Origin of the sequence: Halococcus sediminicola (genome assembly GCF_000755245.1) — an archaeon.
GTDB lineage: Archaea > Halobacteriota > Halobacteria > Halobacteriales > Halococcaceae > Halococcus > Halococcus sediminicola.
In genome coordinates this window covers 622,992-645,773 of the sequence record NZ_BBMP01000022.1, presented here as the reverse complement: position 1 = coordinate 645,773, position 22,782 = coordinate 622,992, and the positions used below count along the sequence as shown (strand labels likewise).

Below are 22,782 nucleotides of genomic sequence, written 5' to 3'. Positions count from 1 at the left end.
CGTGGAGGTCACGCTCCTGGGAACCGGCGACACGACCGGCACACCGACCGTCGGCTGTGACTGCGACACCTGCACCGCCGCCCGCGAGAAGGACGTCGAGCGCAGTCGGTTTTCCGTCCACGTGCGCAACGAACGAACCGACGAGTCGCTACTCGTCGACGTGAGTCCCGACTTTCGCCAGCAGTTCCTCGATACCGATGTACGGCTCCCGGATGCGGTGCTCGTCACGCACATCCACTTCGACCATCTCGATGGACTGGGCAACGCCTTCCGACTCTTCTCGGAGCTGCCGGTCCATGCCACGGACGAGACCGACCCCAAAACGGGCGAGAGCGTCGCTGACACGGTGAGTCGAAAGTACGACTACCTCGACGCGCTCTCGGTACACGGGCAGCGTCCGTTGGAATCGTTCGAGGCGTGTGGCTTCGACGTGACGCTCGTTCCGGTATCCCACCCGCCGCTCGTCTGTTATGGGGTCGTCATCGAGAGGGCGGACGCAAAGCTCTCGATTACCGGCGACACGAGCTACGCGATTCCCGACGCATCGCGCGAGAAACTGGCCGACCCGGACCTCCTGCTCGCCGACGCCATCGCGCCGGCGGCGTTCTGTGAACACCACCCGCTCGGCGGCGGCCATCACGATTCGGGGGACGTGCCCCGAACCTTCGGCACGAAACACATGACCCGCGAGGGGGCGCTCTCGTTGGCCGACGAACTCGGAGCCACGAGAACGCGGTTGGTCCACGTCTCACATTTCTTTCCCGCCGACGAGGCATTCGAAGAGCCACTCGCGGTCGATGGCGAACGGTACGACCTCTGATTACTGCGCGCTCGAACTCGACGCCCGGTTCAGGAATCGCACCGCGATCGCGCCGAGGGCGACATCGAGCGCGAGCAGGATGGCAAAGGATGGGATCAGGGTGTTCCAGATGCCGCCGAAGGCTGTCACGTCGATCACCGTCAAGACATCGCGCCCGAGCATCAGCGCGCGGGCGGCGTCGACGCCGTAGGTGATGGGATTGAACGTGGCGACGGTCTGGACCCAGTTCGGCAGGATATCGACCGGCAGGAAGGCGCTGGAGACGAACAGGAGCGGGAACTGGAGCAGGTTCGCGCCGATGATGGTCGACTCCTGGTCTTCGGTGACGAGCGCGACGATGTTCGAGAAGGCGGTGAACCAGACCGCGAAGACGATGGCGATGAGGATGATGCCGAGCGCGCCCAAAATTCCGGTCTCGATGTAGGTGCCGACGGCTCCTCCAGTATCGAACCAGAGCAGGACGTAGCCGAGCGCGAGGATGATGAGCGTCTGGACGATGATGCGCACGATCTCCGAGAGCGACTTCCCGAGGAACATCGCCGCGCGGTTGATGGGCGAGACGAGCACCTTCTCGAACATGCCGTTCTCCATGTCGTCGACGAGTCCGATGCCCGAACCGGCTGCGGCGACGAGCGCCGACTGGATGATGATAGCAGGAGTAAGATAGGTCACGTAGGAAATGTCCGGACCGAGCGCCTGACTGAGCGCGCCGCCGACCGCGCCGCCGAACACCTCGGTAAAGAGCACCAGAAAGATGACCGGCTGGACGAGCGAGCCGACGACGACGAACGGGTTGCGGGTGGTTTTGACCAGCCAGCGCTTGAGGTTTATCCAGACGTCGACGAGAAAGCCGTTGCTGTTGCCCGCCTCGACGGTGCTCATCGGGCGGCCTCCGGCGCGGCCGATTGCTCGATGTCGGCACTCGTTTCCTCGTCCTCGCTCGCCGGTTCGCCAGTGATGGCGAGGAACACGTCGTCCAGCGTCGGTGAGCGCACGTCGAATCCCGTGACGGTGAAGCCGGCGTCACGGAGTGCCACCAACAGGTCGGTCCCGCGGCTGCGGGCGTGCTCGGAGGCGACGCTGATGCCGTCGTCGGTGCGCTCGACCGTGCCGTCCGCGAACAGCCCCGACTCGCGGGCGACCTCCTCGGCGCGCGCTCGCCGTTCCTCGCTCGCGTCGTCGATCGTAATGGCGAGCACGTCGCCGCCGACCTCGGATTTCAGCGTGTCGGGCGCGTCCGTGGCGACGATCTTCCCATCTTGGATCACCGAGAGCCGGTCGCAGAGTTCGTCGGCCTCCTCCAGATACTGCGTCGTGAGGAATACGGTCGTCCCCTGCTCGTTGATCTCGCGGAAGTACTCCCAGAGGCGGATCCTGGCCTTGGGGTCCAGTCCCGTTGTGGGTTCGTCGAGAAACACGAGGGGTGGTTCGTGGACGAGCGCGGTCGCCACGTCGAGGCGCTTTTTCATCCCGCCCGAGAACTCCGTCGCCTCCTTGTCGGCGACGTCGGCCAGATCCACGAGATCGAGCAGTTCGTCGATGCGCGCTTTGCGCTCGTCCCGGGAGACGCCGTAGGCCTCGCAGGCGAACTTGATGTTCTCGCGGGCGGTGAGTTCCTCGTCGACGCTGGTCTCTTGAGCCATATAGCCGATGGTCTCCCGAACGGATTGGGCCTCCTCGATGACGTCGAACCCGTTGACCGTCACCGTGCCGGCGGTCGGATAGAGCAGGGTGGTGAAGGTCTTGATGGCTGTCGTCTTGCCAGCACCGTTCGGCCCGAGAAAGCCGAAGAACTCGCCCTCCGGGATCGCGAGGTCGATGCCACGCACCGCCTCGGTCCCATCGGAATAGGTGAGTTCGACACCCGTGGCTTCGATGGCATTCATTGTCTCTCAATGATGATGCGAGCGTATATAGCTGTTGAATGAGTATTCACTCAACATGAAGTCGGAACCCTTCGGCGAGGAGCCGGACGGGACTCGCGAGGCGATCATGGCCGCGACCTACCGTGCGCTGTGCGAACACGGCTACGCGGATCTCACCATCGCCCACATCGGCGCGGAGTTCGACAAGAGCGTCTCGCTGGTCTATCACCACTACGACGGCAAGGACGACCTGCTGGTGGATTTCCTGGGCTACATGCTCGACCAGTTCCGAACCGAAGTCGCCGTCGAGGACGGCGAGGACCCGCGCGCACAGCTACGCGCGTCGCTTGCCGGCGTGCGCACTGGCCCGCTCGCGGCCGACCGCCGTGAATTCACGAGCGCCCTCACCGAACTCCGGGCGCAGGCGACCCACGACCCGGCGTTCCGCGAGCAGTTCGCAAAGACGGACGCGTTCTTCCGCGAGTGCATCGCAAGCGTCGTGCGTGCTGGCATCGAACGGGGCGTCTTTCACGAGGTCGACCCCGAACAGGTGGCCACCATGCTGATGACGGCAGTCAACGGGGCGATGCTCACCCGTGTGACGACCGACGCGTCGGTGACGCCCGTGCTCGACGAACTCGACGCGTATATCGAATCACGATTGGTCGTCGAAGAAAACGGTAGAGGCGTTGAAGACGGTTCTTAGCCGGTGTACTGGTGGTATTCCATGCCGGGACTCTTCAGTTCGTTGTGCTTGCGTTCGAGGTACGAGTAGACCGCGCCGTGGGGCGCACCATCCAGGATCATCTCGACGGCGTTTCTGACCACCTCGACCTCCTCTGGCGTGCCGATAGCACCCACGGTGGTGCCGTAGATGACGACCGACGCGCCGGAGAGTTCGGCCATCAGTTGCCGTGTGCGGCCGTTCTCGCCGATGAGGCGGCCTTTCTTGCGCGTGAGGTCGTTGTCGTTTCGTGTGGCGGCCTCGATGTCGATGAGTTCGAGCAGCATCATCTCGTCTTCGAGCAAGGTGAGGGCGTCCTCGGGCGCGAAGCCGCGGCCGATGGCCCGGACGATGTCGGGACCCTTCAGCCCCTGTACCGGGTCGTCGACCGATTCGACGCCGACCGAGCCGGTCTCGGAGTCGATATCGAGACGGATGCCCGCGCGTTCCTCGATGTCGCGCATCGTCGCGCCGCCCTCGCCGATGAGGACGCCGATGCGGTCCTGCGGAATCGTCACGTGTCGCATATTCGCCCTACGAAACCCGACGATTTCAACTCTTCGCACGCACCTCACACGTCGCGGTAGTAGACGTACTCGACGAGCGTCTGCGAGCCGACCTCGCGCTCGCGCTCGCTGGTGCGCTCGAACCCGCGCGATTCGTAGAAGGAGACACCCACCGAGTTCTCGGCGAGCACCTCGACGCGCAGCCGCCGAATGCCGTGGTCGTCGAGACGGTCACGAACGCCGTCGAGCAGCGCCGTGCCGAGACCCTCGTCCCAGTGGTCGGGGTCGACGTAGATCGCATAGAGTTGGGCCTCCTCGTTGGCGGTCGGCGCGGCGCTCGCGTAACCGCCGATGTCGTCGGTCTCGGCGACGAGATAGACGTTCTCCGGTGTGGCGATCTGACCGTCGAGTTCGTCGGCCGCGTACCAATCGTTCAGGATGGTCTCGATGGCCGCCTCGGTCAGGAACTTCCCGTAGGTCTCGGGCCAACTGCGGCGCGCGACACGCTGGATGCCGGAGATGTCCTCGTCGGTCGCCTCCCTGACTGTGGGTTCCATACCGTGTGAACGCCCCCCGTGATAATCAGTCTTCGCGCACGGCAGTCACGTCCCCGAGCAGCGTCTCACCATCGACGGCGAGACCCTGCCGGGCGAAGAAGTTCGCCACGTTCTCGCAGTCGCGTTCGAGGAATTCTCGACTATTGGGATGGTGGACCGTCACCGCCTGCCCGAGGTCGAGGAACCACAGTTGCGAATCGTGGACCAGAACGTTGTACTCCGAGAGGTCGCCGTGGACCAGTCCGGCACGATGGAGCCGGCGCATGTACTCGCGGACGACTTCGTAGGCCGTCTCCGGGTTTTCGAGGTGGACCTCGCCGAGACGTCTGGCGCGCTCGCCGTCGGTGCCCAGGAACTCCATCACGAGGACGTTGCGCTCGACCGCATGCGGGTTGGGTACCCTGATACCCGCCGCCTGTGCTCGCTTGAGGTTGGCGAACTCCTTTTTCGTCCACGCGAGTACGACCTTCTTTTTCTTGCCACCGATCTCCTCGAAGCGCGGGTCGCCCTCCAGATACCGGCGCATCTGCGTGAAGTCACTCGCGTTGATGCGGTAGATCTTCACCGCGACGTCGCGCTCGCCGGCGCTCGCGAGGAAGACGTGCGCTTCTTTTCCAGTCGAGATCGGCCCGCCAAGCGCGTCGATGTGGCCGTGCTGGACCAGCGTGTAGAGCGCGCCCAGCGTCGCCTCGTCAAAGACGCCGCCCTCGACTTTGAACTGGTCGGCGTCCTTGATGCGCTCGCGGAACTTCGAAAATTCGCGGTCCTGCGTGCGGGCGGTGCGGTCGACTGCGGTGTCCGAAACGTCGAGGTGTTCCCACTCGTCGCCCGGCGCGTCGGTCGCCTCCTCGTCGAGCAGGCCGTACTCGTCGCTCACGGAGTATCGACCCCCGACACAGACGGAGCGGTCGCGGCGCGATGCAAGCGGACGGGACGCGGGAGTGCGCAGAGCGCACTGGACGGATGAAAGCGTGTCACGCTACTCCTGAACGTGACCCTCCTCTCGCAGTCGGTCGGCATCGCCCTTGTCGTAGCGCCACTCGATATCGGCCTTCTCGTCCTGCCAATCCCACGGCGAGACGAGCACGACGTCGCCCTCGCGGATCCAGACGCGCTTTTGCATCCGGCCCGGAATCCGTGCGGTGCGGTCGGTGCCGTCCATACACCGAACCCCCACGCGATTGGCCCCGTGCATGCCCGTGACGACGGCGAACACCTCGCCCTCCTCGGGCATCCGGAGACTTTTCTGATTGCCGTCGCTCATACCGTGGCTTCGACAGCGAGCGGTTTAAATCTTCCAGCAGGTCACGACTCCATGATGAGTCCGTAGAGCAAGCCCACGAGCGCGCCGTAGCCCAGCCATGCGAGCAGACCCGCGAACTGGAGGTTCGGAATCGTCACCTGCTCGACGCCGATGACGAACGCGAGCCAGAGCGGGATGAACAGTACATACACGACGAGCCAGATGGCGAACCCGTAGATGATCCCGAGCGCGTTCGTCGTCACGGTGAGCGCAGAGCGCTGGAGCAGCGGCACGAGGATCTCTTTGAACACCTCGTTGCGTCGCGAGAGGCCGATGACGCGGTTGACGAAGGAGTTGATCGAGCGGGAGACGAAGCGCACGAAGAGAAGCGTGAACAGCGTGCTCAGGACGAACAGCAGCGCCCAGCTGACGTTGTATTCGGGCCGCGCGACGAGCGCGCCGAACTGGAGGATGCCACCACGGCCGAGACCCGCCTGCAGGACGAGACCGACGAGGATCGCGCCGACGAAACTCCCCGCGATCACCGCCAGTATCCCGTCGCCGCTCATGCGCGTCCCCGAACCGGTGTCGGTCGCCATAGATCGGACTCGCCGCCACCGATAAAAAGCGTTCCTCCGCCGGTGACGGGCCGTTTTTATGCTCCCCCTGTTCTCGACTCGTCGTCGAATCCATCGCGACGAATCACGAAGAGGGATAACCGCGAAACCGGCGTCAACCGGGCTATGATATGCTGTACCAATGGTTTAAGTCGCTGGCCCGGCATGGGGCGACGATGCGCGCCGTAGTCTTTCAGGGACCGGAGGAACCGATGGAGATCAAGGACATCGACCGACCCGAACCCGATTCCGATGGGATCGTCGTCGAGACCGAGGCCTGTGGGGTCTGTCGGTCGGACTGGCACGCCTGGAAGGGCGACTGGGACTGGATCGGGCTGATGATGCGCCCCGGACTGGTCTTCGGCCACGAACCCGCGGGCACGGTCGTGGAGGTCGGCGAGGACGTCGAGCGCATCCGGGAGGGCGATCGCGTGACGAACCCCTTCAACATGAGCGACGGCACCTGCGTCCACTGCCGAGCAGGGAGAGCGAACATCTGCGAGCGCTCGGTGCCGATGGGCTTTCTCGACTTCCAGCAGGGGGCCTACGCCGAGGAGTACCCAGTCAGAGTCGCCGACCAGAACGCCATCGTCCTCCCCGACGGGGTCGATTCGGTCGACGTCGCCGGCCTCGGCTGTCGGTTCGCCACGGCGTTCCATGGGGTGGCCCACAAGGTCGACGTCGACCCCGGCGATTGGGTCGCGGTGCACGGCTGTGGCGGGGTCGGACTCTCGGCGATCCACGTCGCCGACGCGCTCGGCGCGAACGTCATCGGCGTCGATCTGAATCAGGAGGCGCTCGACAAGGCCGAAGACCTCGGTGCGGACGAAGTCGTGAAGGCCGACGAGGTGAAGGACGTGCCCCAGCAGGTCAAGGGGTTCACCCAGTCGAGCCGCGGCGTCGAGGTGAGCGTCGATGCCCTGGGCATCGCCGAGACCTGCCGGAACTCCGTCAACAGCCTGATGGCGGGCGGCCAGCACCTCCAGATCGGGCTGACGACATCCGAGGAGGGCGGCGAGGTTTCGTTACCGGTGGACACGATAGTGCAGGACGAACGCGAGTTCTACGGCTCGTACGGAATGCCACCCCACGAGTACGACGAGATGTTCCGAATGATGAGTCGCGGAAAACTCGATCCCGGTCGCATCGTCACCGAGACCATCTCGCTGGAGGAGGTCCCCGACAAGGTCGCCGCCTTCGGCGAGTACGACAACGTCGGGATTCCGGTCTGTAACGAGTTCTGAATCCGGCCCGTCGAAACCCGTCGTGGCCCGCCAGCCGCCACGAGTCATCGTCTTTAACTCGCCGACGGCGGACACACGAGTATGCTCGATAAACTCGGCCTCGCTGGCATCGTCGGCGTCCTCTGCTGTCTCGGCGGGTTGGCCGTCATCGCGTACGTCGCGCCGGTCGTCGCGGGCGGGTTGGCGCTCGTGCTGGTCGGTCTCGTGCTCGTCCTACGCGGCCTGCTCTCCGGAATGCTCTCGGCCTTTGGAATGGACGGAATGATCTAGTCGCTCTCGCCGCGGTCGGCTCGATGTTCGCTGATGAGTTTGTCGACCATCTCGCCGGTTTGTGATTTCCGGCGCTCTCTGGCGCGCTCGCGCCAGCCCTCGATGGCCGCCTCGACTTCGCTTTCGCGTGCGACCGCGAGGTCGTCGAGTTCCTCGATGGTCACTTCCTCGGCGGGCGCGGTCGGTATCTCGTGGTCGAACAGCACCTCGCGAGCGATTTCGGAGAGACCGCCCGATTTGAGCACGACTCGTGGCTCGCGCTCGGCGAGCGTCTCGGCGGTCGAGCGACCCGCACCGCTCGCGTCGCGCAGATAGACGACGTCACCCGGTGCGAGTTCCCAGCGCTCGTCGGCCGCCCGGAGCGCGCTCGTGGTGAACTTTGCAACTGGTTTGACCGGTGTGAGACCCTGTCGTTTCGCCGCCACGTCGGCGAAGTTCGAGTGGTCGAGCCGCCAGAGTTCTTTCAGTCTGTCGAGCTTCGCCTCGACCTGCTCGGTCGCCTCGCGCTGGGCGTCGAGTTTCTGCTCTAACTGTTCGTTTTCGCGCTTTAGCCTGTCGACCTCGCGGCGCTCTCTGGCCTCGCGGCGCTCGTTTCGTCTGGCGTCGGTGAGTTCGCGCTCGTACTCGGCGAGTTCGTCGTCCTTCTCCTCGATGGTGGCTTCGAGGTCGTCGACGTGCGAATCGAGGCGCTCGACGCGCGATTCGAGGCGTTTGATGCGCTTTTCCTCGGCCGTGAGTTCGCGCGGCTCGTGTTTCTCTTCGTCCTCCTCGGAACCATCGTTCTCGGCGAGGTCGGAAAGAACCGCTTCGACGGATTCCTCGCCGGCGACCACGCGCGCGACGACCGTGCCGGTCTCGATGCGCGCCGGAACCTTCCCCCCGATGCGCTCGAAGGTATCCTCGTAGTCGTCGAACGCGTGGAGAGCGGCCGCCAGCGCGTCGCGCTCGTGATCGTTGTCGTAGCCCTCCTCGCGGGTGCGGTGTTGTTTCTCGTCGACCGGCAAATCCGATTCGGGCACCCAGCCCGCTGCAGAGAAACTCCGCCTGATCTTCTCCACGGTGGAGGGCATCGGTTCGACATCGGCGGCCACGACGACGGGCCGCCCGCGTTCGATTATCCACTCGATGACCGCCGCCGTGTCGGCGGTTCTGGTGCTCAGCACATCCAATACTTGGCCGTCGAGTCCGACGATGGCGACCGCCGTGGTCGTTCCGGGATCGATGCCGACGAGCACGTGATCGCGGCGTTTCGCGAGCGGGCGGAACTCGATGCCGTCGCGCCTGACGCGCCCGATTTCGACTCTGGTGTCGCCCGAGCGGTTCCGCGAGACTGGAATATCGGCGGGCCGGGCCTCGACGGTGAAGACGGCGTTCGAGTAGCCACCGTACTTCTCGGTTTCGTCCATCTCGTAGTCGAGTCCCGCCTCGTCGAGTGCGGAGGCGACCTCTCTGGCCCGGCGCTTCACTGAACCGTGAATCCGGCGCGTGAAGCGGTCTTCGGACCAGCCGCCGCTGCCCGTCGAGCGCCCGCGCGCGACCTTCACTTCGGTCGTGTCGGTGAACGCAGAGACCTCACAGCCCACGTTGGCGGCGGCCAGACGGGCGGCGGCTTCGGCCTCCTTCATGGGTTTCTTGCCGTACGGAACCCCGTGACGGGAGGCCACCCGCGAGAGGGGTTCGGGCTGTTCGTCGCCGGTGACCTGCACCAGTTTGGTCTCGTCGGGTAGGCTTCCCAGAAGGCGGACGAGCGCGTCCTTGTCGGCGGCGAGTTCGAAGACGTTGTCCGTGGCGACGATGGCCGGCTCCTCGCGATCGACGAGCCGCCGAAGCTTTCGATACGAGACCACGTCGCGGTCGAGGTTCTCGCCGTCGAAGGCCACCACGGCGTAGGAGGGCGCGTCGCCACGGACGTCCCCGCTCTGGACGTCGACGCCGAACACCACCGCATCGAGCGCGCTGATGCGACTGCTCACGCACCGGATAGGGGTCCTTCGGGCATAAATCCACGGCGGGGTTCGAAGGAACGGTCGAGCCGGACAAACGTTTTAGTCGCACAGGAGACAAGCTATCGACATGACCGTGCCATCGGTTGTCGTTCAGATGGAGGTCCTCGCGGGCACAGGCACCGCTCTCGTCGTGCTCGCCGTTCTCGCTGGGTTCGTCTATCGGTGGGACGTCAAATCCTCGTCCGACGACACAGAACACGAGCAGGAGGGCGCGGTGGGCACTCCGCTCGCCTCGTGGCGCTACGTCTACGACGTCGAGAAGGCCGACGCGAACCGCGAGATCGCCGCCGTTCAACAGCAGGCCGAAGAGCTGTCGGAAGCCGAGCGGCAGTCACGGTGAAGAGTTCCCCGAGAGTCACAGCAGCGATTGCACGGCAATCTCGTCGTCGCCATCGACCCGCTCGCCGAGTGCTGCGGGGTCGGTCTCGCCGTCGGCGGCGACGAGGTAGGTGCGTCCCGGCGTGTCGCCGTAGCTCTCGTGGAAGTCGTAGACGAACCCCAGGACGAGCGTGTCGTCGGGCACCTCGTCGCTCCCGTCAAGGAAGGCGACCTGCTCGCGGACGTTGTACTCGACGAGGCGGTCGACGACGTTCTCGTCGTCCGTGACGCCGCCATCGAGTGCGTCCTCGACGACGGGCACGAGCGGCTCGACGCGCTTTCTGATGCCGGGTTCGTTGGGTAGCGAGCCGTCGGTGACGGCTTCGTAGGCGGCGGTGACGGCACCGCAACCGGTGTGGCCGACGACGGCCACCGTTCGGGTGTCGGTGTTGGCGACCGGATAGAGGAGGTTTCCGTCGACGGTCGAGGAGTCGTCGACATCCCACGCGACGTTGCCGATGTTCGCGGGCGTGAACAGCCAGCCCGGCTCATCGACGCTCCACATCTTCTCCTGTGAGACCCGCGAGTCCGCACAGCACAGCGATACCACGGGGGGCGTTTGGGCGTCGAGCACGTCGTCGAAGTAATCGTCCGGGAGCTGGTCGACGTGGTCACGGTTGCGAGCCAGTAGTTCGGCGGCTGTCGCACTCGGCATATCCGAGCCACGGCACTCGCCGGGAAAACGCTATCCGTCCGGATAGGGGATCTCGATGTCGTCGCCGTCGTCGGGCAGGAAGGCGTCGTCGAAGATCTCACGGGCTTCGACCGCGAGTCGGTCGCTCTCGCCGGCGTAGCGCGACGAGACGTGCGTGAGCGCGAGGCGTTTCGCACCCGCCCTGACAGCGAGGTCGGCGGCCTGTCGCGCGGTCGAGTGGCCGGTTTTCCCGGCGCGTTCGGACCTGTCCTCGCCGAAGGTCGCCTCGTGGACCAGCAGGTCGGCGTCGGCAGCGGCCTCGACGGTCGCGCCGGTAGGCCGGGTGTCGCCGGTGTAGACGATTCGCCGTCCGGGGCGGGGCGATCCCACCACTTGGTCGGGGTCGATCGTTCGACCGTCGTCGAGTTCGACCGCGTTCCCCTCGTGGAGCTCCGAGAACAGCGGGCCCGCCGGAACGCCGAGTTCCTCGGCGCGCTCGCGATCGAACCGCCCCTTCCGGTCGTCCTCGACGAGCGCGTAGCCGACCGACTGAGTTCGATGATCGGTCTCGAAGGCACGAACCTCGTACTCGTCCTCGCGAAGCGCGACCCCGCTCGGCTGTGCCTCGTGGACTCGAATCGGATAGCCGGGGCGCGCGCCGGTGACGCCGACGAGGTTCTCGACCGTGGCCTTGGTACCCGGCGGCGTGTGGATGGCGAGCGCCTGCTCGCGGTCGTTGAAATCGAGAGTCTGGCAGAGCCCCGGCAATCCGAGCACGTGATCGCCGTGGAGATGGGTCACGAAGATATGGGAGATCGAAAAGCCGGTGCCAAAGCGCATCATCTGGCGCTGGGTGCCCTCGCCGCAGTCGAAGAGGAGGCGCTCGCCCTCGCGGCGAACCATGAGGGCGCTCGTGTTGCGCCGGGTCGTCGGGACTGCGCCGCCGGTCCCGAGAAACGTCACCTGCATACCTCGCCTCGCCGGGCCGCCGGGATAGCCGCTTCGGAACCCCCGCGGGTGCGGTCGCAGTCCCTCATTACCGGTAGAAATCGTCGTCGAGCCGATCACTCCCGAATCAAACCCGCGGGAGTCGCCGCTCCCCGTCGATCGGCGAAACGTCGCGCCTCCAAAACCCCCTAAACGGGGTTTCCGAAGGCGTACACGGTGTTCTGGCCCGTGATCTCGACGTCGACGAGATCGCCGGGTTCGACGCCGTGGGTGGGCGCGTCCTGGATGATCACCTGACGGTAGGCCTCGTCGTAGCACTTCACCGAGTCCGCGGTGCCGGGTTCGACGACCAGCACCTCGTGGCGCTCGCCAACCATCGACTCGTAGGCATCGCCCACGACGTCCATCTTCAGGTCGCTCATCGCCTTCGAGCGCTCCTTTTTGAGGGTGCCACCGAGCCCCTTCATCTCGGCGGCGTCGGTACCGGGTCGTTTCGAGAATCGGGTGACGTTAATCCGTTCGGGGGTCGTCTCACGGAGCAGGGCCATCGACTGCTCGTGGTCGGTGTCGGTCTCGGTCGGGAAGCCCACGATGAAGTCCGTGGCGAGCGTCCAGTGGTCGAGTCGGTCGTCGAACGTCTCCACGACGTCGCGGAACTCGCTCACCTGGTGCTGGCGGCGCATGTCGCCCAGCACGTCGTTGCTGCCCGACTGGACTGGTGCGTGGAGGAAGTTGTAGAGTTTCTCTTCGGCGGCGAAGACGTCCGCGAGCTCCTCGCGGATCCCATGTACTCCTTTCGGGTTGGCCATCCCTACCCGTACTCGAAAATCGCCGTCGATGGCGCAGATGCGTTCGAGTAGCTCGTGGAGTTTGCGCTCGCCGGTGTCCCAGCCGTACACCCCTGTATCCTGGCCCGTGACGCGAATCTCCTTCGCGCCGGCGTGGACGAGCGCGCGCGCCTTCCGGACGTTCTCTTCCACAGGTGGCGAGTCGATCTTGCCGGTGGCGTGCTTGGTGATACAATAGGAACAATCGCTCATGCAGCCGCGGGCGATGGGGAGAATCCCCACCACGCCGTCGAGCACCGGTTCGGCGTCGGGCGTCGGGCGCGGGCACTCGCCGTTGCGGACGACCTCGGGGACCTCGTCCCAGCCACACACAGTTGCATCGAGGTCGGCGAACTGTTCGCCCTGTGCGAGCGCCATGCAGCCGGTGACGACGACGTCAGCAGTCTCGGCGTCGAGTTCCTCGGCCCGGCGGCGCATGTTCGTCTCGGTCTTCTCGACCACGGTGCACGTGTTCAGGATGGCCACGTCGGCGTTCGCGGGGCCGTCGACGGGGTGATGGCCGCCGTCGCGGAGCCGCCGCTCGATGGCGCGGCTCTCGCCACGGTTCGCGGTGCAGCCGTAGGTCTCGATGTGATAGCTGGCCATCCGCTTACCGTTGTTCCGGCGCGCGCGGGCAAAAACGCGACGGCTCGACGCCGACTCACCGTTCGATTGCGCGACTACGACCGTGCGGCGAGATACACCACCGCCCACTCGTGGAGCGCCGGGTGCGGAAGCGCGTGCGGCCGCGCGTCATGGACGATGGCGAGCGCGTCGTCGAACCGTCGATGCTCCTCGGCGGCGAGTGTCGTCGCAACGAGCGTGCTGCTCCGCGAGATGCCGGCAGTACAGTGAATCAGCACCGAGCCGTCCCGACGGAAGAGCGTTCGAGCGGTATCGACGGCTCCCTCGAACGCGAGCCAGTCGTTGTCGGGACCATCGTCGAGCGGGCGATGGTGGGTCGTCAGCGGGTACTCGTTTTCGGTGACCGACAGCACGTACCGAAACTCCCTGTCGTGACGTGCGCCGTCGGCCGCACGCCAGTTTCCGAGATACAGCTCCCGGTCGCCAAGACGACGGATGACCGGTTCGTCCGCCACGTACCCGAACGGGCGGACGAGTGGCTCTGATGGGCCATTCTCACCACGAACGGGTCTCGGTTCGTTCGGAACCACGGTTTCCACGAGAGTGTCCCCGGGGATAACTGCTTTCCGTGCGCCATGCGCTTATCACGACCGGGACCCACGCGCCATCATGCGCCACTCTGCACCGCGGAGGAACGATGAAACGCGGTGACACCGCGACCGACTGGACCACCGAGAGCCGCTTGGAGGAAGCCTTTTCCCTGCTGGCCAACGAGACCCGGGTCCGAATCCTGTTCGCGCTGTACGAGGCTCCCGAACAGGTGATTCCGTTCTCGGCGCTCAACGAGCGCGTCGGCCTCGGCGACAGCGGCCGGTTCAACTACCACCTCAAGCAGCTCACCGGCACGTTCATCTACCGCACCGAGGAGGGCTATGGCCTCCTGTTTAGCGGGCTGGCGGTCTGTCGGTCGATGCTGGCGGCGCTCGACACCGACAAGCGAAGCGTCGCGCCGTTCGACCTCGACAGCGACTGTTACAACTGCGGGGCGACGCTCGCCGCCCAGTACGATTACGAGTACGTCGTCATCCGCTGTCCGAACTGCGGTATCGAGTTCCACGACTTTCCCTTTCCGCCGGGCACGCTCGCCGGGCGGAGCCGCGAGGAACTGCTCTCGATTTATGATGGGTGGATGCGCTCACAGACAGCCCTCTCGGCCGACGGTCTCTGCACGTGGTGTTTCGGCCGCCGGACGACCGGACTCCGCGCGGGCGAGTCGCCGGCGGACCCGAAAGTGCACGTCGTCCACACCTGCGAGCGCTGTAGCGCCGACATGACGACCACCGTGGGCGAAACGTTCCAGAATCACCCCGCCGTGATCGCCTTCCTCTACGACCACGGCATCGATATCTCGAAAACCCCTTCGTGGGAGCTACCCTTCCTCTGGAGCGACGACTATCTGACCGTCGAGCGCACCGACCCGTGGCGGGTCGAACTGGAAATCCCACTCGACGACGCCGCTCTCACTGTGACTATCGACGGCGAGGCGAGCGTTCTCAACGCGACACGCGAGTGAACGGCTCGCACTTTCCCGACCGATTACTGAAGCAGATTTCGGTAACCGACGTTACAGAAATGTTCTTCAGATAACACTTATCCAGGTAGGTGGCCTACGAACGGACGAGAATGAACTACGACAGTTCTGCTGACGCCGGACGAGCGGTACTGCACAGGAACGGGCGCGCCGGTGCGCGCGCACGACGGGGGCGGACGGCCGAACGCGCGACGATGCTCGCGGCGGCGGTACTCGCGGCCCTGACGTTCGGCTTTGTGGCCCTCTGGTTCGCCGTCTCGCTGCCGGCCCTGGCGTGGCTGTTCGCCGCCTCGGTGGTCGGTTTCGGCTCGCTCGTCGTGGTCCCGTGGCTCGTCGTCACCGGCGTCGTCCGCGCCATCGAGCGCTAATCAGTCGTCGAAGCCCTCGACGAGCGCGACGCCGCTCGACGCGCCGATGCGCTCGGCTCCCGCCGACAACATTTTCGTGGCTTTCTCGGAGCTGCCGATGCCACCGCTCGCCTTCACGGGGAGATACTCGCTCATGAGTTCGACGTCCTCGACCGTCGCGCCGCCCTCGAAGCCGGTGGCGGTCTTCACGAAGTCGGCGTCGGCATCGACCGCACACTCGCAGGCGCGGCGCTTCTCGTCGTCGCTCAACAGGGGAGCCTCGATGATGACTTTCACTGGAACCGGTACGGCGGCCACCACGTCGGCGAGTTCCTCGGTGACCCGTTCGTCCTCTCCGGCCCGAAGCCGCCCGACGTTGATCACGACGTCGAGTTCGTCGGCCCCGGCCTCCCACGCGGCGACCGCCTCCTCGCGTTTCGCCTCGGGAGCGTGCTGGCCGTGTGGGAAGCCGATAACGGTGGCGACGGTCACCGCCCCTTCGGCGCTATCGAGAAAACAGGGCGGAATGCAGGCGTTCATCCCGTATTCGGCCGCCTCGCCGAGCACGCGCTCGACGTCTGTGGGCGTGGTTTCGGGACCCAGAACGGTGTGATCGATGCTCGCGGCGAAGGTAGCGCGGTCCATGCCGAGCCTGCGGGAGCGCCGCGGATAAATCCGCCCCCGTCGACCGGAACGCTTTCGCCCGGGCCGACCACCCGTCGAGTATGCAGGTGCCCGCGCAGTTGCTGCCCGCCGGTTCGGCGCTCCCGCCGGTCGGCTATCTCCTCGTTCTCGGAGTCGTGTTCGTCGCCGTCGCCCTCTCGCTGCGCCGGCTCGGTCCACGAGTCACCGACCGGGTGGTCGTCGCGTTCGCGCCGTGGATGATGCTGGGGTCGAGTCTCTATGTGCTGTATCAGGTCGACGGCGTTCCCCCCATCCTGCGACCGTTTTTCGGCTCGCCCACGGTGTACATCTCGGTCGCGGCCGTCGCCGGTGGTGTTTGGGCCGTCACGGCGGCGGCCGAACTTCCCACGGACCGCTGGCGACCGCCATCGGTGCCGGGCGTCGTCGCCCTTCTCGGGGGCGTGCTCGCCGTCGTGGCCGTGGGCTGGGCGCTTTCGGTCGGCGCGCCCGGCCTCACTGTCGCGTGGCCCGCCGTGGGAGCGGTCGTCGCAACGGTTCTGGCGGCGGTCGTCTGGGGCGGGCTGCGCCGAGCGGTGCCGAAGACCGAGTGTGCGGGCGCGGTCGGCGCGCTCGCGGTGTTCGGGCACGCGCTCGACGGCGTCTCGACGGCCGTCGGAATCGATGTTCTGGGTTTCGGCGAGCGCTCGCCGGTCTCGCGGGCGGTCATCGAGTTCGCTGCCGGACTGCCCACGACCCCGTTCATCGGCGCGGGCTGGCTCTTCGTACTCGTCAAGCTCGCGCTCGCGGCGGCGGTCGTCGTCTTCCTGAGCGAGTACGTCCGCGAGGAACCGGCCGAGGGCTATCTCCTGCTCGGGGCGGTCGCCGCGGTCGGTCTCGGACCGGGCGCGCACAACCTCCTCTTGTTCACCATCGCCACTCCGTAGGCTTCCTTGCGAAAACGACCGAGCAGTCGGTTCCCCGTCGCGAGTGGTGAGTATTAGTGACGCGACCGCCTACGGGGCCGCAATGGCAGATTCCGAAACGATGGCGACCGTTCCGTTCGATCTCTCGCTCTCGGAAGCGGAACTCGACGCCCACCGCGAACACATCACCGAGTTCATCGGCGAGCGCGTCGCAAGCGCTGGCGCGACCGGCGGCGTGCTCGGCATTTCGGGCGGTATCGACAGCACCCTGACGGCGTACTTAGCCGTCGAGGCGCTCGGTACCGATGGACTCCACGGACTGGTGTTGCCGAGCGAGGTCAACAGTGACGAAAACATGAGCGACGCCGAGCGGGTCGCCGAGGACCTCGGCATCGACTACGACGTGCTCGCAATCGAGCCGATAGTAGAAGCATTCCTCGATGCTTTCCCGGATTCTCCGGACGGCGAACCCGCCCGAACCGCCGTCGGCAACCTCCGCGTGCGGGTGCGGGCCGTGTGCAACTACTTCGTCGCCAACCGGGAGGGTATGATGGTTCTCGGTACGGGCAACCGCAGCGAGGCGCTCGTCGGCTACTTCACCAAGTACGGCGACGGCGCGGTCGATTGTCATCCCATTGGCAATCTCTACAAGGGACAGGTCCGCCAACTCGCTCGTCACGTGGGTGTCCCCGACGACCTCGTGGACAAAACGCCTACGGCCGGAATGTGGGTCGGTCAGACCGACGAGGAGGAGATGGGCGTTGGCTACGACGTCCTCGACGCCGTGCTCGCGCTGCGGGTCGACGGCCCGCTCTCGCGGACGGCGACGGCGCGCGAACTCGATATCCATACTGATACCGTCGAGCGCGTCGAGAGGTTGGTCGCCCGCAGCGAGCACAAGCGCCACACGCCGCCTGCGCCAGCCCCGCTCGCCCGGTTCGATTAGCGGTACTCCGTGAGGTCCGCGCGCTCGACGAGACCGGCGAACGTGTCCGCCTCACGTCGGTCCTGTTCTTCGGGTGGGGCGTCGTCGCGCATCCGCTCCTTCAAAGCGGCGAGCGCATCGGAATCGTGGCCGGCGATCGTCGCGGCCACTTCCGCAGGGTCCTCGACGACTCTGGAGATCAACCCCATCCGAAGCGCTTCCTCGGCGTCGATGGTACGGCCCGAGAGCGCGAGATCGAGCGCGTTGCCCGCTCCCACCACCTCGGGAAGCCGATGCGTGCCGCCCCACGCGCCGAACAGTCCGAGCCGCACACCCGTTTCGGCGAAGGTCGCGTCCGGGGTGGCGAGACGGATGTCGCAGGCGAGCGCGAGTTCGACCCCTCCCCCACGAGCAGCCCCGTCGATGCCCGCGACGAACACCGATTCGGTGCTTTCGATGGCGTTTGCGACGCGCTGGCCGCTGCGGGCGAACTCGTGGGCAGCCTCGCCGTCGAGATCGGCAACTGCGCCGAGGTCGGCACCGGCACAGAAGGCCGGGCCAGCGCCGCGCAGGTGGACGACGGGTGTGTCGAAGTCTGCGACCGTGGCTTCGAGGTCGGCGAGCGCGGCGGGCGAGAGCGCGTTGCGTTTGCGGGGGCGGTCGAGGGTGACGGTGGCGACCGAACCGTCGATACTGGTCGTAATCACGGGCGAACGTACGGCCCGTTTCCAAAGGCCTTTGCCCTCCGCGGCCCTACGATTTGTCGATGGAGGAAGCCTCCCACGTCCGGTCCGCAGCGCGGGAGGCCGTCCGTGATATCGACCCCGAACCGTTCAACCAGAGCGTTACGGCCGCCCTCGACACCGGCTCGATGGCCCCCGGCGTTCTGGTGGTGCTCTCGGCACGCGCCCTCGATTCCGCGCTCGACTTCGAGACCGTCGCCGAGCGCGCCGCCGGCACGCAGCTCATCTACGAGGGCCTGCGGCTGACGCGCCGACTCGCCAGGGAGGTGCCGTGGGCGAGCGACGAAAGCGACGACGCCAACGTGGCGGTGCTCGCCGCCGACGTGCTCGTCGCCCGTGGGTTCTCCTTGCTCGCACGCACGGAGGCCGCCGGGAGCGCCGTCGAAACAGTACGGAATTTCGGCCGCGACCGCACCAGTGGGCTCGACGAGCACCGCCTCGAAGCCGACGTCTTCCGCCTCGCCGCCGTCGCCGGCACCACGGCCGTCGACGGCCATCCGTCGGCCAACTACCGCGAGTTCGTCGCCAACCTCGCTGCCGAGGATTCGACCCACCTTCCCGCCGCCGAGGCGCTGTTCGACGCCGCGACGCGCGACGCACTCGCCCGGCGGGCGAGCGCAGCGTTCGAGTCGGCCGATACCGGTGCGCGCACGTCGGCGACCGACTCGTGAACCGAAACGGATAAAGACGGCTCGGCGGTAGGCAGGAATGCCTGCCTGGGTAGCTTAGCGGTAAAGCGCGTCCTTGGTAAGGACGAGACCCCGGGTTCAAATCCCGGCCTAGGCTTGCGCCTGCGGCGCAGACTCTAATTCACAGACAGCGGCGCTTCGTCAGCCGTCGAGCGCCTCGCCAGCGTTGTCCCGTGGTCGGTAGCCGAGCGCGCGCTGGGTCTCGGTCAGCGAGAGATACCGTTCGTCGTTTCTGGAGACGCCGTGAGCGGTCACTGGGTTCTCGGGGAGGTCCGCCGTGGCGGCCCGTTCGATGAGGTCCCGGCAGTCGCGCGGACTGAGCCACATCGCGCGGGCGAAGCGGGCGTACGCCTCCGGATACTCGTGGTCGGGGTTCTCTTGGGTATCCACCAGCTCCTCGCGATCCATCAGCCAGCCGATGCGGGCGTGGACGGCTTCGATGCCGTGGCGGACGGCGTAGTAGTTGCCGATGGCCTCGCCGGCGACTTTCGTGATGCCATAATAGGAATCGGGTCGCGCGTCGGTGTCGGCGAACACCGTCGGTGCATCGGGCTGCATGGTCTCGGGTTCGCTCGGGTCGGTGACGTCGGCCATGTTCACCGCGTGGTTCGAACTCGCGTAGACCACGCGGTCGAGACCGTTGGCGACGGCGGCCTCGTAGGCGTTGTAGACGCCGTCGATGTTGACCTCGCGCACCTCGCTCCAGTCGGCGTACGCCGAGGCGTTGCCCGCGAGGTGAATCAGAACATCCTGTCCGGCGAGCGCCTCCGTGAACGCCTCGCGGTCGAGAACGTCACAGACGATGCTATCCATGTCGTCTTGCTCGTCGTAGGTCAGTGGCGTCACGTCGTGGTCGGAAAAGCCCTCCAGCAGCGTTCGACCGACTCCACCCGCCGCGCCGGTGATGGCGATGCGTGTCATCGGCCGTTCGTACTCGGGGTCGATACATAGCCTTTGGTCAGGCATATGCATATCCTGCGTATCGCCCGTTCGTCGTCCACACCCGTCTCACGCTCGCCGATCGATCTCAGGTGTCGAGAGCAGACAAGGTTTTCACCCCCGACCTGCTACGTTGGTCATGAGATATGTCATCGTTGGGTATGGCCGCGTCGGCATCCGGACGGCCGACCTCCTCGCCACGGAGGGCCACGAGGTCGTCGTCGTCGAGAACGACCCGGCGAAAGTCGAACGCGCCCGCGAGGACGGGTTCACGGTCGTCGAGGGTGACGGTGCCGCGACGGAGGTGCTGGCGGCGGCCGACCTCGATGGAGCCGACGCGGTCGGCGGACTCACTGGCGACCCCGAGATCAACTTCGCGGTCTGTGCGGTCGCCAACGACCACGGCTGTCGCACCGTCCTCCGCATCAGCGAGGAGTTCTCCGAGGAGGTCTACCGCGAGTACAGCGAGGGTGTCGACGAACTGATCTACCCCGAACAGCTCGGCGCAGCCAGCGCGAAGACCGCCCTCCTGGGCGGGGATTTCAGCGTGCTCGCCGACATCACCGAGACGCTCTCGGCGGCCACGCTCACCGTGCCCGACGAGTCGCCCGTCGTCGGCGAGCGGGTCGTCGCCCTCGACGTGCCCGACGAAGCACGGGTGTACGCCCACGGGCGGGCGGGCGAGTCGATGACGATTCCACTACCTAGAACGGCGATCGAGGCGGGCGACCAGCTCGCGCTCATGGCTCGCCCGGATGCGGTCACGACCGTCCGCGAGATGCTCCAAGCCGAGGCGTAGCTCTCGAACGGAAAACGAAAAGGGAGGGCCGCCGGGGCGGGGACCGTGGGGCGCGCGAGTGGGGAGGATGGGGAGTGAAACCGGCGGTGCGCGCCCGTTCGGGACGACGGACGACCGGCACTTAACTCCACGTCAGACGTGCGCACGACGGGCGGCGCGGGAACCGTCAGCGGTCGTAGTCGTCGAGGCGCGTGCGCGAGGAACCGCCGGTGAGTTCGTCGAAGTCGGTTCCCGATTCGAGTGCCGTCTCCTTTTTCACGCGATAGTTGCCGCCGTCGGTCACGTGGAGGTCGCTCGGGTGGAAGAAATACCAGTCCTCGCGGTCGAATCGCACGCCGATCCGGGGTTTCGCGCCGAAGTTCCGCGCGAAGAAGACCAGCGCCTCGACCTCCTCGCCCGTGAGGTAGATGGGGTTCCCCGAGGAGGATTTCGCCTCGATGGCGTAGAACGTCTCGCCGTCGCCGGCGAGCGCGTCGGGCAGTTCGCGCTCGGTGGCGCTGCCGCTTGCCGGTGCACGCATCACCGCGAACCCGGCCGCGTCGAGGCGATTGACGAGTTCGCGTTCGCGCCGGTCGCCCTTGGCGTGTGACATGGCTACGTCCCGTGATCCCAGCTACCCATGTACTCGGTCTGCACGCTCGACAGTTCGTCGATGGCGAGATCCTCGGCGTCGAGTTTGATCTCGGCGACCTCCCGATCCAACTCGTCGGGCACGTCGTGAACGCCTGCTGAATACTCTTCGTTCGTGAGTTCGCGTACGCAGACGGCCTGTACGCCGAACGATTGGTCCATCACCTCGACCGGGTGGCCGAGCGCCACAGGAGCGGCGAGGTTGACCAACCGACCCTCCGCGAGCACGTTCAGACGTCTGCCATCACTGAGTTCGTACTCGCGCACGCCGGGGCGCGCTTCACGACTTGTGTCGGCCAGTTCAGAGAGCGCGTCGAGGTCGATCTCGATGTCGAAGTGGCCCGCGTTCGCCAGCAGCGCGCCGTCGTTCATCCGCTCGAAGTGCTCGCCCGTGAGCACGTCACGATTCCCAGTGGTCGTGATGAACACGTCGCCCTCGGCGGCGGCCTCTTCCATGGGAAGCACCTCGTAGCCCTCCATGTGGGCTTCGAGCGCCCGCCGCGGGTCGACCTCCGTGACCACCACGTTCGCGTTCTGGCCGGCGGCCTTCTTCGCCACGCCCCGACCACAGAAGCCGTAGCCGGCGACGACGACCGTCTTGCCCGCCCACGAGAGGTTCGTCGTCATGGCGATGGCCGCGAGCGAGGACTCGCCCGTGCCATGCACGTTGTCGAACAGCCGCTTCATCGGCGTGTCGTTGACCGCGAAGACGGGATAGTCGAGCGCGTCGTCGTCGTCCATCGCGCGCAGGCGGTGGACCCCCGTGGTGGTCTCCTCGCAGCCACCCAGAATCGAGTCGATCAGTTCGGGATGGTCGTCGTGGATGGCCGCGACCATGTCCATCCCGTCGTCGACGGTGATGGTCGGTTCGTGGGAAATGACGGCCTCGATGGCCGCGTAGTAGTCGTCGTCCGCGACGCCGCGCTCGGCGTAGGAAGTGATTCCCTCCTGTGCGTCGAGCGCCGCGCTCACGTCGTCGTGCGTCGAGAGCGGGTTGCAGCCCGTGATGGCGACCTCGGCACCGGCGGCCGCGAGCGTCTCGGTGAGGACCGCGGTCGTGGCCTCGACGTGCATCGCCATGCCGAGTCGCTCGCCGTCGAGTGGCTGCGTCTCCTCGAACTCCTCGCGCAGCGCGGCGCAGATCGGCATGTGTTGGCGCGCCCAGTCGATCTTCTGACGGCCGGACTCGCGCGCGCTCTCGGGCTCTGCGAGGCGTGCGGTGATCGGCTCCGTAGTCATGTCCGTATCGAATGGTAGCGCGCTCAAAACGCTACCGAAGCCCATCGGACGGTCGAGAACGACCCACCGCGGCGCGTCGACGTGGCGGCCTGTCGGCAGGACTTTAGCC

Annotated in this window: 28 protein-coding genes and 1 tRNA gene; 12 read left to right on the top strand and 17 right to left on the bottom strand. The window is 66.2% G+C overall.

Going from position 1 to position 22,782, the window contains the following annotated elements:
* The first annotated feature begins 1 nt into the window (after position 1).
* Complete coding sequence (locus tag ACP97_RS12575; RefSeq protein ID WP_049998142.1) at positions 2-820, top strand: MBL fold metallo-hydrolase; 819 nt, start codon at positions 2-4, stop codon at positions 818-820.
* Here ACP97_RS12575 and ACP97_RS12570 read toward each other — a convergent pair whose 3' ends face one another.
* Together ACP97_RS12570 and ACP97_RS12565 are read right to left on the bottom strand one after the other, a co-directional pair.
* Complete coding sequence (locus tag ACP97_RS12570) at positions 821-1,702, bottom strand: ABC transporter permease (RefSeq protein ID WP_049998141.1); 882 nt, start codon at positions 1,700-1,702, stop codon at positions 821-823.
* Positions 1,699-2,706, bottom strand: a complete 1,008-nt coding sequence (locus tag ACP97_RS12565) for an ABC transporter ATP-binding protein (RefSeq protein ID WP_049998140.1) — start codon at positions 2,704-2,706, stop codon at positions 1,699-1,701. The genes ACP97_RS12570 and ACP97_RS12565 overlap by 4 nt, the downstream gene beginning before the upstream one ends.
* A gap of 55 nt (positions 2,707-2,761) precedes the next feature.
* Here ACP97_RS12565 and ACP97_RS12560 point away from each other — a divergent pair, with 55 nt between their 5' ends.
* Positions 2,762-3,391, top strand: a complete 630-nt coding sequence (locus tag ACP97_RS12560; protein WP_049998139.1) for a TetR/AcrR family transcriptional regulator — start codon at positions 2,762-2,764, stop codon at positions 3,389-3,391.
* Here ACP97_RS12560 and ACP97_RS12555 read toward each other — a convergent pair.
* The 5 genes from ACP97_RS12555 to ACP97_RS12535 all read right to left on the bottom strand — a co-directional run bounded on the left by ACP97_RS12555 (position 3,388) and on the right by ACP97_RS12535 (position 6,314).
* Positions 3,388-3,936, bottom strand: coding sequence for a KH domain-containing protein (locus ACP97_RS12555; protein ID WP_049998138.1), 549 nt, complete (start codon positions 3,934-3,936; stop codon positions 3,388-3,390). The genes ACP97_RS12560 and ACP97_RS12555 overlap by 4 nt on opposite strands.
* 44 nt (positions 3,937-3,980) lie before the next feature.
* Positions 3,981-4,472: a GNAT family N-acetyltransferase gene (locus ACP97_RS12550; protein WP_049998137.1), complete on the bottom strand. Its 492-nt coding sequence runs from the start codon at positions 4,470-4,472 to the stop codon at positions 3,981-3,983.
* Positions 4,473-4,497: 25 nt separating this feature from the next.
* A complete protein-coding gene (rio1, locus tag ACP97_RS12545) occupies positions 4,498-5,349 on the bottom strand; it encodes a serine/threonine-protein kinase Rio1 (RefSeq protein WP_049998136.1) in 852 nt (283 codons plus the stop codon).
* Between the two features lie 102 nt (positions 5,350-5,451).
* Positions 5,452-5,736 carry a translation initiation factor eIF-1A gene (eif1A, locus tag ACP97_RS12540; protein ID WP_049998135.1) on the bottom strand — a complete coding sequence of 95 codons (285 nt, stop codon included), beginning with the start codon at positions 5,734-5,736 and terminating at the stop codon, positions 5,452-5,454.
* A 41-nt stretch (positions 5,737-5,777) separates the two neighbouring features.
* Positions 5,778-6,314 carry a hypothetical protein gene (locus ACP97_RS12535; RefSeq protein WP_049998134.1) on the bottom strand — a complete coding sequence of 179 codons (537 nt, stop codon included), beginning with the start codon at positions 6,312-6,314 and terminating at the stop codon, positions 5,778-5,780.
* A gap of 194 nt (positions 6,315-6,508) precedes the next feature.
* On the opposite strand from ACP97_RS12535, the gene ACP97_RS12530 reads away from it, so the two are divergent.
* Complete coding sequence (locus tag ACP97_RS12530; protein ID WP_049998133.1) at positions 6,509-7,576, top strand: zinc-dependent alcohol dehydrogenase family protein; 1,068 nt, start codon at positions 6,509-6,511, stop codon at positions 7,574-7,576.
* A gap of 81 nt (positions 7,577-7,657) precedes the next feature.
* On the top strand, positions 7,658-7,846 hold the full coding sequence (locus tag ACP97_RS12525; protein ID WP_049998132.1) for a DUF7470 family protein: 189 nt from the start codon (positions 7,658-7,660) through the stop codon (positions 7,844-7,846).
* On the opposite strand, the gene ACP97_RS12520 is transcribed toward ACP97_RS12525, so the two are convergent.
* The gene (locus ACP97_RS12520) at positions 7,843-9,819 is read right to left on the bottom strand and encodes a DUF460 domain-containing protein (protein ID WP_049998131.1); all 1,977 of its coding nucleotides are present in this window, start codon (positions 9,817-9,819) and stop codon (positions 7,843-7,845) included. The two genes, ACP97_RS12525 and ACP97_RS12520, sit on opposite strands and share 4 nt — an antisense overlap.
* A 100-nt stretch (positions 9,820-9,919) precedes the next feature.
* Between ACP97_RS12520 and ACP97_RS12515 the strand changes: the two genes are divergently transcribed.
* Positions 9,920-10,192, top strand: coding sequence for a hypothetical protein (locus ACP97_RS12515; RefSeq protein ID WP_079977628.1), 273 nt, complete (start codon positions 9,920-9,922; stop codon positions 10,190-10,192).
* Positions 10,193-10,207: 15 nt separating this feature from the next.
* Here the strand turns inward: ACP97_RS12515 and ACP97_RS12510 are convergent, their stop codons facing one another.
* From ACP97_RS12510 to ACP97_RS12495, 4 genes are all read right to left on the bottom strand, one after another.
* Positions 10,208-10,885, bottom strand: coding sequence for a carbonic anhydrase (locus ACP97_RS12510; protein ID WP_049998130.1), 678 nt, complete (start codon positions 10,883-10,885; stop codon positions 10,208-10,210).
* A gap of 30 nt (positions 10,886-10,915) precedes the next feature.
* Positions 10,916-11,833: a ribonuclease Z gene (gene rnz, locus ACP97_RS12505; protein WP_049998129.1), complete on the bottom strand. Its 918-nt coding sequence runs from the start codon at positions 11,831-11,833 to the stop codon at positions 10,916-10,918.
* 167 nt (positions 11,834-12,000) lie between these two features.
* Complete coding sequence (locus ACP97_RS12500) at positions 12,001-13,245, bottom strand: tRNA (N(6)-L-threonylcarbamoyladenosine(37)-C(2))-methylthiotransferase (RefSeq protein WP_049998128.1); 1,245 nt, start codon at positions 13,243-13,245, stop codon at positions 12,001-12,003.
* Between the two features lie 74 nt (positions 13,246-13,319).
* Positions 13,320-13,814 (bottom strand): dual specificity protein phosphatase family protein, encoded by a 495-nt coding sequence (locus tag ACP97_RS12495; RefSeq protein ID WP_049998509.1) that lies wholly within the window; start codon positions 13,812-13,814, stop codon positions 13,320-13,322.
* A 107-nt stretch (positions 13,815-13,921) separates the two neighbouring features.
* On the opposite strand from ACP97_RS12495, the gene ACP97_RS12490 reads away from it, so the two are divergent.
* Positions 13,922-14,797 carry a DUF7351 domain-containing protein gene (locus ACP97_RS12490; protein WP_049998127.1) on the top strand — a complete coding sequence of 292 codons (876 nt, stop codon included), beginning with the start codon at positions 13,922-13,924 and terminating at the stop codon, positions 14,795-14,797.
* A gap of 110 nt (positions 14,798-14,907) precedes the next feature.
* Complete coding sequence (locus ACP97_RS12485; protein ID WP_154020004.1) at positions 14,908-15,183, top strand: hypothetical protein; 276 nt, start codon at positions 14,908-14,910, stop codon at positions 15,181-15,183.
* On the opposite strand, the gene deoC is transcribed toward ACP97_RS12485, so the two are convergent.
* Positions 15,184-15,807, bottom strand: coding sequence for a deoxyribose-phosphate aldolase (gene deoC, locus ACP97_RS12480; protein WP_049998125.1), 624 nt, complete (start codon positions 15,805-15,807; stop codon positions 15,184-15,186).
* 80 nt (positions 15,808-15,887) lie between these two features.
* Between deoC and ACP97_RS12475 the strand changes: the two genes are divergently transcribed.
* Both ACP97_RS12475 and ACP97_RS12470 read left to right on the top strand, forming a co-directional pair.
* On the top strand, positions 15,888-16,730 hold the full coding sequence (locus tag ACP97_RS12475; protein WP_049998124.1) for a DUF63 family protein: 843 nt from the start codon (positions 15,888-15,890) through the stop codon (positions 16,728-16,730).
* An 82-nt stretch (positions 16,731-16,812) separates the two neighbouring features.
* Entirely contained in the window at positions 16,813-17,655 is an 843-nt protein-coding gene (locus ACP97_RS12470) for an NAD+ synthase (RefSeq protein ID WP_079977627.1), read from the top strand.
* On the opposite strand, the gene ACP97_RS12465 is transcribed toward ACP97_RS12470, so the two are convergent.
* On the bottom strand, positions 17,652-18,341 hold the full coding sequence (locus ACP97_RS12465; protein WP_049998123.1) for an enoyl-CoA hydratase/isomerase family protein: 690 nt from the start codon (positions 18,339-18,341) through the stop codon (positions 17,652-17,654). The genes ACP97_RS12470 and ACP97_RS12465 overlap by 4 nt on opposite strands.
* Before the next feature lie 59 nt (positions 18,342-18,400).
* Between ACP97_RS12465 and ACP97_RS12460 the strand changes: the two genes are divergently transcribed.
* On the top strand, positions 18,401-19,048 hold the full coding sequence (locus ACP97_RS12460) for a DUF7114 family protein (protein WP_049998122.1): 648 nt from the start codon (positions 18,401-18,403) through the stop codon (positions 19,046-19,048).
* Positions 19,049-19,091: 43 nt separating this feature from the next.
* Positions 19,092-19,163, top strand: a tRNA-Thr gene (locus ACP97_RS12455).
* 44 nt (positions 19,164-19,207) lie between these two features.
* Here ACP97_RS12455 and ACP97_RS12450 read toward each other — a convergent pair.
* Positions 19,208-19,987, bottom strand: coding sequence for an NAD-dependent epimerase/dehydratase family protein (locus ACP97_RS12450; protein ID WP_049998121.1), 780 nt, complete (start codon positions 19,985-19,987; stop codon positions 19,208-19,210).
* 157 nt (positions 19,988-20,144) lie between these two features.
* Between ACP97_RS12450 and ACP97_RS12445 the strand changes: the two genes are divergently transcribed.
* On the top strand, positions 20,145-20,804 hold the full coding sequence (locus ACP97_RS12445) for a potassium channel family protein (protein WP_049998120.1): 660 nt from the start codon (positions 20,145-20,147) through the stop codon (positions 20,802-20,804).
* 166 nt (positions 20,805-20,970) lie between these two features.
* Here the strand turns inward: ACP97_RS12445 and hjc are convergent, their stop codons facing one another.
* Together hjc and ACP97_RS12435 are read right to left on the bottom strand one after the other, a co-directional pair.
* On the bottom strand, positions 20,971-21,396 hold the full coding sequence (hjc, locus tag ACP97_RS12440; RefSeq protein ID WP_049998119.1) for a Holliday junction resolvase Hjc: 426 nt from the start codon (positions 21,394-21,396) through the stop codon (positions 20,971-20,973).
* Between the two features lie 2 nt (positions 21,397-21,398).
* Entirely contained in the window at positions 21,399-22,673 is a 1,275-nt protein-coding gene (locus tag ACP97_RS12435; protein WP_049998118.1) for an adenosylhomocysteinase, read from the bottom strand.
* Positions 22,674-22,782: the final 109 nt, after the last annotated feature.